Raw genomic sequence first — 12,319 nt, 5'->3', positions numbered from 1 at the left:
TTCGGGGGATGCGAAGCCAGACCGCTCCAGAGCGACGCAGCGCACCGCGGAACGGGCCGCCGGACCCGGCGCCGCGGACACCCGTCTCCGTACGGGTCCACCCCCGGCCGGGGAGGATCGGCGGACCGGTGCGGCTTCAGCAGCTGGTCCTGGTCGAGGTCGCGGCCGCCCTGGTGGCGGTCGGATGGACCGTCGGCAGGGCCGTGGCCGGGGCGATGGCCGTCCCCGCGCTGCTGCTCGTTGCGGTGGCGCTGGTACCGGTCCGCGGCCGGTCGCTCCCGGACCACCTGCGCGTCTCCGCCGCGCTGCGCAGCCGCCGGCGCGCCGCCGCGGGCGACGTGCCGCCGCCCGGCACCGACCCGGGCCTCGCGCCCGCCGTCGAGATCGAGCCCGCGCTGCGCACCTGCACCCACGCCACCGAGACCGACGCCCCGGGGAGCGGCGGCCAGCGCCGCGGCCGCCGGGAGACCGGCATGGTCGGCGACGGCACCTTCCTGAGCGCCGTGCTGCTGGTGCAGTCCAAGGACGAGCCGCTGCGGCCGCTGCGCACCGCCCGGCCGCTGCCGCTGGACGTGCTCACCTCGGCCCTGCAGGTCGACGACATCCCCCTGACGTCCGTCCAGGCCGTCCAGCACACCCAGCCCTCGCCCGCCCCGCACCTGCCGGAGCAGGCGCTGGCCGCCCGCGCCTACCGGCAGCTCGCGGAGGGCGCCGCCACGCCCTCGCTGCGCCTGACCTGGGTCGCGCTGCGCCTCGACCCCGAGCACGCGTCGGCCGCGGTGGAGGCCCGGGGCGGCGGCGAGGCGGGGGCCCGCAAGGCCCTGCAGCGCGCCGCGGACCAGCTCGCCGCCCGTCTGACCGGCGCCGGCTTCACCGCGACGGTGCTGGACGAGCGGGAGCTGACGGCCGCGCTGGCGACCTCCGCCTGCGTCAACCCGATCGCCACCACGGGCCGCCAGGGCACCGGCGGCGGCGCGGGCACGGGCCGCCGCACCCAGGAGAGCCGCCGGTTCTGGCGGGTCGACGACCGCTGGCACACCACCTACTGGATCTCCCGCTGGCCGCAGCTGACCCGGCCCGGCGGCAGCGGCGGCCGGATCGCCGCCCCCGACCTGGTGAACCTGCTCACCGGCCTCCCGGCGCTCGCCACCACCTTCAGCCTGACCGCGAGCCGCGGCACCGGCGGTGCGGTGGCGGTCTCCGGGCACCTGCGGGTGACCGCGCGCAGCGAGAGCGAGGTCGCCCAGGTCGGGCGGCTGCTGGAGTCCCGCGCCCAGGGCACGGGCACCGGCCTGGTGCGGCTGGACCTGGAGCAGGCCCCGGGCGTGCTCGCCACTCTGCCCCTGGGAGGGACCCGCTGATGGCGTACCGGACGTACACCCCCCAGCCGCAGGACGGCCGGCACCCGGCGGGGCAGCCGGGCCCGGAGCAGGGCGGGGCGCAGCACCGCCCCGTCCGGGTGCGGCCGGGCTTCGGCCTGCGCGGGCCGCGCCGCGAGCGGCACGTGCTGACCGCCGAGGAGCTGAACGCGCTGTCGCTGCCGGTCGGTGACGACGGCGTGCTCGTCGGCGTCGACCCGCAGCACCAGCCGGCGGTGATCGGCCTGTTCCGGCCCTCCGCGTACGAGGTCGTGCTGGTCGGCGGCGTGTGGACGGCGCAGCTGCTCGCCCTGCGGGCCGCGGCGACCGGGGCCCGGGTCGCCGTCGAGACGGGCCGGCCGCAGGTGTGGGCCCCGATGGCGCAGGCGGCGGGCGGCGGCCAGCCGTGCGTGACGGTCCACCAGGTCGGCCGGGTCGGGCCGCAGGGCCCGTCGGTGTCGGCGCCGGTCCTGGTCGTGCGCGACCTCGGCGCCCGCCCGGCCCGCAGCCGGCTGTCGGCCGGGCCGTGGCAGACCGTGCTGACGCTCCTGCCCTACCTGGGCCCGAACGCCCAGCGGGTGCTGGGCACCGCCGACCTGGTGGGCATCCAGCGCATCTCGCCCCAGGAGGCCGAGCTGGTCGGCCGGACGATGAACCTGACCGAGGCGGACGTCGCCGCGCTCCCGTCGATGGGGGACAACGTGACGCTGTGGGCGACGCGGACGCGGCGCCAGTTCGTGATGACCGCCCCGGCGGACGCCGAGGCGCAGCTGCTGGGCGCCCCGCGCCGGGTGGACTGAACCGGGCGGGCCGCGTCGTCCGGTCCGGGCCGGGCGGACGTGCCCCGGCCGCGGCCCTGCCGTGCGGCGCCGGGGGCCGGGAGGGGGCGCGGCCGTGCGGCGCCGTCCGCGGCCGGTGCCGCGCCGCCGCGGCGCGCGGGGTTCCCGACGTACCGTCAGGGAAGGCGCGTGCGTACGGATCCGTCCCCGTGCGCCCGCGGCCGGTTCCCCCGTCCGGGCGGATCCCGCCCCCGCCGTCCGCCGGGCCCCGGCCGGGCCCGGCGCGCCCCGGCGGACGGCGGGCCCCGCGACCCGGGCTACCCCCACCGCGGGACAGCTCATAGGCTGGTGCCCCGCGGACCCCGGACCCCGGCGACAGGGGCCGGAGGCCGACACGGGGACGACCGGCGGTGACGAGGCGGACGCGGCCGCCCGCCGGAGCTGAGAGAGGGAGTTCGAGTTGAGCACCGATCGCGACGGCGTCTACGTCGGCGAGAACGCGCCGGACGAGGACGAGGAGTGGTCTGACGCGCCCGACTACACTCCCCCCGCCTGGTACACGCAGAACGAGTCGCCCGGGGCGGCCCCGCAGCAGGCTCCCGCCCCCGCACCGGCTCCCGCACCGGCCTCCCACGCGCCGGCCCCCGCACCGGCCCCCGGTCCCGCCTTCCCGTCCGCGCCCGGCCCGGTGGGGCCGCAGGCCGACGCCCGGGCGGCGGAGCCGGGTCCCGTCCCCCCGCCGCCGGGACCGCACGGCGCCGGCGCCGGGCCCGCCGAGGCGGAGCAGCACGCCGCGCCCGCCCCGGTGCCGCCGGCCGCACCGCAGCCCGAGCCCGGTCCGCGGGCCGGTGCCCCCGTGCCGCCCGCCGCGCACGGGGCCGGGTCAGGCACCGCGGCCGGGGAGGGCCCGGAGCCGCAGGCCGGTCCGACGGGACCGGCCGGGCAGCAGGACGGGCAGCGGGGCACCGCGCCGCAGCAGCCCTGGGAGCAGCCGGGGCCCGCCGCGCCCCCGCCCTTCCCGCCGCACCTGCAGGACCCGGCACCGGCGCCCGCGCCCGGGCCCGGATCCGACGGCCCGTCGGCGGGGTCCGGGCCCGGCGCCCCGGTCCCGCCGCCGTGGGCGGCCGACGGCCCGCCGCCGCAGTGGGGTCCCGGCCCCGCGCAGCAGCCTGCCGCCCCCGAGCCCCCGTACCAGCCGCAGGCACCCGGCCCCTTCCCGGGCGGCCGGCCGGGCCCGGACGCCCCCTGGGGCGCCCACGGCCCCGGGGCGCCCGGCCCGGAGGCCCCCGCACCGCAGGCGCCGGAGCAGCAGCCCCGCACCCCCGGGTACCCGGACCCCCAGCAGCCCGGCCCGCAGCAGCCCGGCCCCCAGTACCCCGACCCGCAGCAGTACCCCGACCCGCAGCAGTACCAGGGCCCGCCGGCCCCCGCCCCCCGGCAGCAGCCGGCCGACCCGCGCCGGGGAGGCTGGCCGCAGGCGGCCCCCCACCCGGTCGGCCCGGGCGGCGAGCCGCCCGCCGCGTTCCAGGGCGGCGCGCCGCAGCGCAGCGCGACGGGCGCCCCGCTCGGGTACACCGCGGCGGTGGAGCTCTCCTCGGACCGGCTGCTGCGGCGCCAGCCGCAGGAGCGCCGCCAGCAGTCGCGCTTCAAGTTCGGCGGCAAGGCGGCCGAGGCCGAGCGGCAGCGCAAGCTGGCGGTCATCCGCACGCCGGTGATGAGCTGCTACCGGATCGCCGTGATCAGCCTCAAGGGCGGCGTGGGCAAGACGACGACCACCACCTCCCTGGGCGCCACCCTGGCCACCGAGCGCCAGGACAAGGTGATCGCCATCGACGCCAACCCGGACGCCGGCACCCTCGGACGCCGGGTGCGGCGCGAGACCGGGGCCACCATCCGCGACCTGGTGACCGCGATCCCGCACCTCAACAGCTACATGGACATCCGGCGCTTCACCTCCCAGGCCCCCTCCGGCCTGGAGATCCTCGCCAACGACGTCGACCCGGCGGTCTCCACCACCTTCGACGACACCGACTACCGGCGGGTCATCGAGGTGCTGGGGCGGCAGTACCCGATCATCCTCACCGACTCGGGCACCGGCCTGCTCTACAGCGCCATGCGCGGCGTGCTCGACCTCGCCGACCAGCTGATCATCGTCTCCACGCCCAGCGTGGACGGCGCGAGCAGCGCCAGCACCACCCTCGACTGGCTCTCCGCGCACGGCTACGCGGACCTGGTGCAGCGGTCCATCACGGTCGTCTCCGGGGTGCGCGAGACGAGCAAGCTCATCCGGACCGAGGACATCGTCGCCCACTTCGAGACGCGCTGCCGCGGCGTGGTCGTGGTGCCCTTCGACGAGCACCTGGCGGCCGGCGCCGAGGTCGACATCGCGATGATGCGGCCCAAGGTCCGCGAGGCCTACTTCGACCTGGCCGCCCTGGTCGCCGAGGACTTCCAGCGGGCGCAGCAGGCCGCGGGCGTGTGGCAGCAGCAGGGCGGCTGGCCGGGGATGCCGCCTCAGCCGGCGCAGCCGGGCATGCCCGGCGGGCCTGCCTGGGGCGGGCAGCCGGGCACGCCCCCGCAGCAGGCGGGCGCGCCGTGGGGCGACCCGGGCGCGCCGCAGCAGGGTGCGCCGTGGGGCGGTCCGGGCGGTCCGGCGGCGGGTGCGCCCTGGGGGGCGCCGGGCGGCCCCCAGCCGCAGCCCGGCGGCTACGGCCACCCCCAGCAGCAGCCTCCGCAGCCGCCGGCGGAGCAGTCCATGCCGCCCGGCTGGGCCCAGCCGCCCGGCCCCGGCGCACCGCCGCCCCCGCCCGGGCACCCGGGGCATCCGGGACAGGCCGGGCTCCCGGAGCAGGCCGGACACGACGGCCGTCCCGGACCGGCCGGCCCGGAGGACGCGCCGCAGGGCTACGGCTACCCGCCGCCCCCGCCGCAGCAGTGACCCCGGGTCCCCGGCGGCCGCCCCGGGGGCGGGCCGCCGGACCCGGGCCGGAACGCGCCGGAGCCCCGCGACCCGTCCGGCGGGTCGCGGGGCTCCGGCGTGCGGCGGCCGTCCCGGCCGTCAGCGGCCGTCGTGGCCGTCCGTCAGCTCCCGCGCGCGCTTGACGTCGTCGGCCATCCGCTCCAGCAGGGCGTCGACGGTGTCGAACCGCTCCATGCCGCGCAGGAAGGCCAGGAAGTCCACGGTCACGTGCAGCCCGTAGAGGTCCAGGCCGACCCGGTCGATGGCGTACGCCTCCACGGTGCGGGCGGTGCCGTCGAAGGTCGGGTTGGTACCGACCGAGATCGCCGCGGGCATGCGCTCACCGTCCGCGGTGAGCCAGCCCGCGTACACGCCGTCGGCCGGGATCGCGGTGTGCGGCAGCGTCTCCACGTTGGCCGTGGGGTAGCCGAGCTCGCGGCCGCGCTGGGCCCCGCGCACCACGACGCCCTCGACCCGGTGGCAGCGGCCCAGGACCTCGGCGGCGCCGCCCATCTCGCCCTCGGCGACCAGCCGCCGGGCGAGGGTGGAGGAGAAGGGCGCACCGCCGCCGGCCTGGCCGTCGAGGTAGAGGTCGACGACCTCGACGTCGAAGCCGTGCTCCTCCCCCAGCTCGGCGAGGCGGGCGACGTCGCCGGCCGCGCGGTGGCCGAAGCGGAAGTTGGGCCCCTCCACGACGGCGCACGCGTGCAGGGCGTCGACCAGGACCTGCCGGACGAACTCCTCGGGGGTCTCCCGCGAGAACTCCTGCGTGAACGGGAGGATCAGCACCGCGTCCACGCCCAGCTCACCCATGAGCTCGGCCCGGCGGTGCGGGGCGGCGAGCAGCGGCGGGTGGCTGCCGGGGCGGACGACCTCGCTGGGGTGCGGGTCGAAGAAGACGACCACGGAGGCCGCGCCCAGGGCGCGGGCGCGCTCCACGGCCCGTCCGATGATCAACTGGTGCCCCCGGTGCACCCCGTCGAAGGAACCGATGGTGACGACGCTGCGCCCCCAGCCGTCGGGGACTTCCTCCAGGCCACGCCAGCGCTGCACCCTGACCCGCTCCTTGTCCGCACACTCGCTCGCCGATCTACCCCTATAGCGTGCCATGCCCGCCCGCCGGGCTCCGCACCGGACGGCTCCGCCCGGACGTGCGGCGGGCCGGCCCGGACGGGCACGGACGCGGGCAGGCCTCAGGCGAAGACCGCCAGGGGCCGGGCCTGCCCGTGCTTCTCCTCCACCAGGGCGAGGAAGCGGCCCTCGGGTCCGAAGACGGCGACCGGCCCGGGCTCCAGCCCGGGGGACTTCAGCCGCACGCCGTTGGCCAGCAGCCGGGCCTGGTCGGCGTCGACGTCCCAGCGGGGGAAGGCGGCTGCGGCGGCCTCCTCGATCGGCAGGTGGGTGAAGGACTCCTCCAGCTCCTCCAGGGTGCGCGCCTGCTCCAGCCCGTACGGGCCCACCCGGGTGCGGCGCAGCGCCGTGAGGTGGCCGCCGGTGCCCAGGGAGGCGCCGAGGTCGCGGGCGAGGGCCCGGATGTAGGTGCCGGAGGAGCAGTCGACGGTGACGTCGAGGTCGAGCAGCGGGGTGCCGTCCTCGGCCTCGGCGGGCCGCCGCCCGTGCACGGTGAAGCGGGAGACGGTCACCGGCCGCGCCTTGAGCTCGACCTCCTCGCCCTCCCGGACGAGGGCGTAGGACCGCTTCCCGTCGATCTTGATGGCGCTGACCTTGGACGGGACCTGGAGGATGTCGCCGGTGAGGGCGGCGATCCCGGCGTCGACGGCCTCCGGGGTGACGTGCGCGGCGGAGGCGGTCGCGGTGACCTCGCCCTCGGCGTCGTCGGTGACGGTGGTCTGCCCGAGCCGGATGGTGGCCTCGTAGGTCTTGTCGGTCAGCATGAGGTGGCCGAGCAGGCGGGTGGCCTTCTCGACCCCGATGACCAGCACCCCCGTCGCCATGGGGTCCAGCGTGCCGGCGTGGCCGACGCGGCGCGTGCCTGCGAGGCGGCGGAGCCGGGCGACCACGCCGTGGGAGGTGATGCCGGCCGGCTTGTCGACGATGACCAGGCCGTCGGGGCCCGTTCCCTTGCGCTTCATCAGGTGGCGGCGGCGCGGGTGCGCCGCACTTCCCTTCCGGTTCGATCGTGGGTGCTGCAGGTGGTGACGGCGGTGACCCCGGTGCCGCCGGTGCGGGGGCGGTTCAGGCGGGCGGCCCGGCGGAGGGCCGCAGGGCGCCGCGGAAGAGCTCCAGCGTCCGCTCCAGGCCGTGCCGGGAGGAGAATCCCGCCGCGTGCACGTGGCCGCCGCCGTCGAGCGCGCCGCAGGCCGCGGCCACGTCGACGGCGCCCTTGGAGCGGGAGGAGCCGCGCAGGGTGCCGTCGGGGTCCTCCTTGAGGACCAGGGCGACGTCGGCCTCGGCGGTGCGCCGGACGACGTCGATCAGGCCCTCGACCTCCTCGACGGCGACGCCGTGGGCGGCGAGGTCCGCGTGCGGCACCCAGGTCCACACCATCCCCAGGCCGTCGGCGGCCGCCGGGTCCAGTGCCGCGCGCTCCAGGGCGGCGGAGAGCACCTTGAGGTAGCCGAAGGAGGAGGTGTCCCACAGGGTGCGGGAGATCAGGTCGTGCCGGATGCCGGTGGCCAGCAGGCGGCCGGCGAGCTCGTGGGTCCCGGGGGTGGTGGCCCGGTACTTGAAGGAGCCGGTGTCGGTGGCCACGCCGGTGTACAGGCAGGTGGCGATCGCCTCGTCCAGCGGGACGCCGAGCCGCCGCAGCAGCTCGTCGACGAGGACGGCGGTGGCGGGGGCGGCCGGGTCGATGAGCCGGTGGGTGCCGAAGCCGGGGTTGGAGGCGTGGTGGTCCAGGACCACCGTGGCGCGGGCGGCGAGCGCCTTGTGCCGCAGCAGGCCCAGGCGGCCCTCGGCGGCGACGTCGAAGGTGATCACCAGGTCGGGCCGGTCCGGGACCTCGGCGGCGGGCACCAGCAGCTCCTGGCCGGGCAGGAACGCCAGCGAGGCGGGGACGACCTGCGGGTCGTCGCCGAAGGAGACCCGCACGGGCAGGCCCAGCGACCGCAGGGCGAGGCCGGCGGCCAGCGCGGAGCCCAGCGCGTCCCCGTCGGGGCGGACGTGGCAGACCAGGTCCACCTCGCGGGCCGCCGCGACCAGGGCGACCACCTCGTCCCACTCGCGGTCGCCGGGGGCGGTGTGGCCGCCGGAGCCGGAGCCGTCGGGTCCGGAGCCGTCGGGGGCCCCGGCCGGGACCCGGGGCAGCGGGACGCCGGGGGCGCCCTCCGCCGGCTCGGCGGAGGGCGCCCCGGCGGCTGCCGCGGGCGGCTCGCCGGCCACGGCTACGCGTCCTCGTCGTCGGCGGAGTCGGCGTCGGCGGGGGCCCGGTAGGGGTCGGCCTCGCCCGCGTAGGCGGCCCCGGCGGCGGCGGTCCGCACCCGGGCGTCGGAGATCCGGGCCCGGTCGAGCAGCTCGTCGATGTGGCGGGCGTTGTCGGGGACCGCGTCCGCGACGAACGTCAGCGACGGGGTGAAGCGCACCCCGGTCTGCCGTCCGACCTCGGAGCGCAGGATGCCCTTGGCGCTCTCCAGGGCGGCCGCCGTGGCGGCCTGCTCGGTCTCGTCGCCGTAGACCGTGTAGAAGACCGTGGCCTCCCGCAGGTCCCCGGTGACGCGGGTGTCGGTGATGGTGACGAAGCCCAGGCGCGGGTCCTTGATCCGCCGCTCCAGGGTCTCCGCGACGACCACCTGGATCCGGTCGGCGAGCTTGCGCGCCCTCGCGGTGTCGGTCACGTGTCCTCCTCGTGCTGTGGGCACGGTACCGGCCGGCGCCTGTGGCCGGCCGGAGGCACCGGGGCCCGGCCCCGGTGTACCGGCCCGCGCCCGCAACCGTGGGGCGCTTTCGGTCCTCGGGTGCGGCGGGGGCGCCGCATCCCTTCCATCGTCCTCAATCGTCGTCGTCGCCGTGGAACCGCCTCCGCACGGAGAGCAGTTCCACCTCGGGGCGGCCGGCGACCAGCCGCTCGCAGCCGTCCAGGACCTCCCCGACGTGCCCGGCGTCGCCGGACACCACCGCGCAGCCGATCTCGGCCCTGCGGTGCAGCTGCTGGTTCCCGACCTCGGCCGCGCTGACGCCGTACTTGCGCTGGAGCTCGGCCACGATCGGGCGGACCACCGACCGCTTCCCCTTCAGCGAGTGGACGTCGCCGAGGAGCAGGTCGAAGGTGAGTGTTCCCACGAACATGTGTGACAGGCCTGGCCGGCCTGGAGGCCTCGTAGGGCGGCCCGCGGACGGGCCGGTGCATACGGTGAACCGTACACAGCGCGCCCGGGGCCGGGCGACGGAATTCGGGGAAGCCCCTGTTCCGCCGCCCGGCCCCGGACGACCTCCGCGTGCTTACGCCCGCGGCTTCTCGCGCATCTCGAAGGTCTCGATGACGTCGTCGACCTTGATGTCGTTGAACGACCCCAGGGTCACACCGGCCTCGAAGCCCTCGCGCACCTCGGTCGCGTCGTCCTTGAAGCGACGCAGGCCCTCGATGGTGAGGTTCTCCGCCACCACGGCGCCGTCCCGGATGAGGCGGGCCTTGGCGTTGCGGCGGATGAGGCCCTCGCGGACGAGGACACCGGCGATGTTGCCGAACTTGGAGGAGCGGAAGACCTCGCGGATCTCCGCGGAGCCCAGGCGGACCTCCTCGTACTCCGGCTTGAGCATGCCCTTGAGGGCCGCCTCGATCTCCTCGATCGCCTGGTAGATGACCGAGTAGTACCGGATGTCGACGCCCTCGCGGTCGGCCGCGGTCCGTGCACGGCCCTCGGCCCGCACGTTGAAGCCGATGATGATGGCGTCCGAGCCCATCGCCAGGTCCACGTCGGACTCGGTGATGGCACCCACACCGCGGTGCAGGATCCGGAGCTCGACCTCCTCGCCGACGTCCAGCTTGAGCAGCGCGTCCTCCAGGGCCTCCACGGAACCGGAGACGTCACCCTTGATGATGAGGTTGAGCTGCTCGATGGAGCCGGCGGCGATGGCCTTGTCCAGGTCCTCCAGCGAGATCCGGACGCGGCGCTGCGCGAAGGCCGCGTTGCGCTCGCGGGCGGCCCGCTTCTCGGCGATCTGCCGGGCGGTGCGGTCCTCCTCGACGACGATGAAGTTGTCGCCGGCGCGGGGGACCGAGGTGAGACCGAGCACCAGCACCGGACGGGACGGGCCCGCCTCGGTGACGTTGTTGCCGTTCTCGTCCAGCATCGCCCGGACGCGGCCGTACGCGTCGCCGACGACCATGGAGTCGCCGACCCGCAGGGTGCCGCGCTGGACCAGGACGGTCGCCATGGCGCCGCGGCCCTTGTCCAGGTGGGCCTCGATCGCGATGCCCTGGGCGTCCTGCGTCGGGTTGGCGCGCAGGTCGAGCGAGGCGTCGGCGGTGAGGACCACGGCCTCCAGCAGGGAGTCGATGTGCAGACCCTGCTTGGCGGAGATGTCGACGAACATGGTGTCGCCGCCGTACTCCTCGGCCACCAGGCCGAACTCGGTCAGCTGGCCGCGGACCTTGGTCGGGTCGGCGCCCTCGACGTCGATCTTGTTGACCGCGACCACGATCGGCACACCCGCGGCCTTGGCGTGGTTGAGCGCCTCGACCGTCTGCGGCATGACGCCGTCGTTCGCCGCGACCACCAGGATCGCGATGTCGGTGGACTTGGCACCACGGGCACGCATGGCGGTGAACGCCTCGTGACCGGGGGTGTCGATGAAGGTGATCGGACGCTCCTCGCCGTTCACCTCCGCCGTCACCTGGTAGGCGCCGATGTGCTGGGTGATGCCGCCGGCCTCGCCCGCCACCACGTTGGACTTGCGGATCGCGTCCAGCAGGCGGGTCTTTCCGTGGTCGACGTGACCCATGACGGTGACGACCGGCGGACGGACCATGAGGTCGTCCTCGTCGCCCTCGTCCTCGCCGAACTCGATGTCGAACGACTCGAGCAGCTCGCGGTCCTCGTCCTCCGGGGAGACGATCTCCAGGACGAAGCCCATCTCCTCGGCGAGCAGCCGCAGCGTCTCGTCGGAGACCGACTGGGTCGCGGTGACCATCTCGCCCAGGTTGAACATCACCGAGACGAGCGCCGCCGGGTTGGCGTTGATCTTCTCCGCGAAGTCCGTCAGCGAGGCGCCGCGGGAGAGGCGCACGGTCTGGCCGTTGCCCCTCGGCAGCATGACGCCGCCGATGGACGGGGCCTGCATGGCCTCGTACTCCTGGCGCTTCGCCCGCTTCGACTTGCGACCGCGCGCCGGACGCCCGCCCGGACCGCGGCCGAAGGCGCCCTGCGTGCCGCCACGGCCGCCCGGGCCGCCCGGACGCCCGCCGAAACCGCCGGGACGCGGGCCGCCGAAGCCGCCGCCGCCACCCGGACGGGGACCGCCGAAGCCGCCGCCGGTACCGGGACGGCCGGCACCGCCGCCGCCACCGGGACGGCCGGCGAAGCCGCCGCCGCCGGGACGGCCGCCCGGACCGCCGGGACGCCCGCCGGGACCGCCCGGACCGCGGCCGCCGGGGCCGGGACGGGGGCCGGCAGCGGGACGCTGCGGCATCATGCCGGGGTTGGGGCGCGGCATGCCGCCGGGCGTGGGACGCGGGCCCTGCGGCCGCGGCATCCCGCCCGGGGACGGGGCGCCGCCGGGACGCGGGGCACCCGCACCCGGACCGCCCGGACGCGGCGCACCGGCACCGGGACCGCCCGGACGCGGAGCACCCTGGCCACCGGGACGCGGGGCGCCGCCGGGACGCGGGGCACCCGCACCCGGACCGCCCGGACGCGGCGCACCGGCACCGGGACCGCCCGGACGCGGAGCACCCTGGCCGCCCGGACGCGGGGCGCCCTGGGCGGGGCCGCCCTGACGGCGGTCGCCGCCGGGCCGGGCCATGCCGGTGTTGCTGGAGGTGAAGGGGTTGTTCCCCGGACGCGGACCCGACGGGCGCGGGCCCGGACGGGCACCGCCCGGACGCGGGGCGTCACCGCGCGGCGCCTCGCTGCGCGGCTGCTGCTGCGCGGCGGCCGGGCGCGGGGCCTCGGCGGCCGGCTGCTCGGCCGGAGCGGGCGAGGAGAACTCCGCCGCGGGCGCGGCCGGAGCCGCCGGACGGGCCGGCGCCGGGCGCGGACCCGGCGTCGCCGCCGGGCGCGGGCCGGGCGCGGGAGCGCCGGCGGCCGGGCGCGGACCCGGCGCGG

9 protein-coding genes are annotated in these 12,319 nt (G+C 77.5%); 3 read left to right on the top strand and 6 right to left on the bottom strand.

Annotation, left to right across the window (positions count from 1 at the left end):
* Positions 1 to 128: 128 nt before the first annotated feature.
* The 3 genes from eccE (at position 129) to LO771_RS28310 (ending at position 5,075) form a co-directional block, all read left to right on the top strand.
* Positions 129 to 1,361 (top strand): type VII secretion protein EccE, encoded by a 1,233-nt coding sequence (eccE, locus tag LO771_RS28320; protein WP_230747735.1) that lies wholly within the window; start codon positions 129 to 131, stop codon positions 1,359 to 1,361.
* Complete coding sequence (locus LO771_RS28315; protein ID WP_230747734.1) at positions 1,361 to 2,158, top strand: hypothetical protein; 798 nt, start codon at positions 1,361 to 1,363, stop codon at positions 2,156 to 2,158. Before eccE ends, LO771_RS28315 begins: the two co-directional genes overlap by 1 nt.
* A gap of 439 nt (positions 2,159 to 2,597) precedes the next feature.
* Complete coding sequence (locus LO771_RS28310) at positions 2,598 to 5,075, top strand: MinD/ParA family protein (protein ID WP_230747733.1); 2,478 nt, start codon at positions 2,598 to 2,600, stop codon at positions 5,073 to 5,075.
* A gap of 120 nt (positions 5,076 to 5,195) precedes the next feature.
* Here the strand turns inward: LO771_RS28310 and LO771_RS28305 are convergent, their stop codons facing one another.
* From LO771_RS28305 to infB, 6 genes are all read right to left on the bottom strand, one after another.
* Positions 5,196 to 6,149 carry a bifunctional riboflavin kinase/FAD synthetase gene (locus LO771_RS28305; protein WP_230747732.1) on the bottom strand — a complete coding sequence of 318 codons (954 nt, stop codon included), beginning with the start codon at positions 6,147 to 6,149 and terminating at the stop codon, positions 5,196 to 5,198.
* Between the two features lie 140 nt (positions 6,150 to 6,289).
* Complete coding sequence (gene truB / locus LO771_RS28300) at positions 6,290 to 7,189, bottom strand: tRNA pseudouridine(55) synthase TruB (RefSeq protein ID WP_230747730.1); 900 nt, start codon at positions 7,187 to 7,189, stop codon at positions 6,290 to 6,292.
* 103 nt (positions 7,190 to 7,292) lie between these two features.
* Positions 7,293 to 8,438 (bottom strand): bifunctional oligoribonuclease/PAP phosphatase NrnA, encoded by a 1,146-nt coding sequence (locus tag LO771_RS28295; protein ID WP_230747728.1) that lies wholly within the window; start codon positions 8,436 to 8,438, stop codon positions 7,293 to 7,295.
* Positions 8,439 to 8,440: 2 nt separating this feature from the next.
* Positions 8,441 to 8,890 carry a 30S ribosome-binding factor RbfA gene (gene rbfA, locus LO771_RS28290; protein WP_230747726.1) on the bottom strand — a complete coding sequence of 150 codons (450 nt, stop codon included), beginning with the start codon at positions 8,888 to 8,890 and terminating at the stop codon, positions 8,441 to 8,443.
* 154 nt (positions 8,891 to 9,044) lie between these two features.
* On the bottom strand, positions 9,045 to 9,341 hold the full coding sequence (locus LO771_RS28285) for a DUF503 domain-containing protein (RefSeq protein WP_230747724.1): 297 nt from the start codon (positions 9,339 to 9,341) through the stop codon (positions 9,045 to 9,047).
* Between the two features lie 153 nt (positions 9,342 to 9,494).
* Positions 9,495 to 12,319, bottom strand: a 2,825-nt coding sequence (gene infB / locus LO771_RS28280; RefSeq protein WP_230747723.1) for a translation initiation factor IF-2, incomplete at its 5' end; no start/stop codon positions are given.

Source organism: Streptacidiphilus sp. ASG 303 (assembly GCF_020991365.1).
Taxonomy (GTDB): Bacteria; Actinomycetota; Actinomycetes; order Streptomycetales; family Streptomycetaceae; genus Peterkaempfera.
This window is presented reverse-complemented; position numbering and strand designations above follow the sequence as displayed.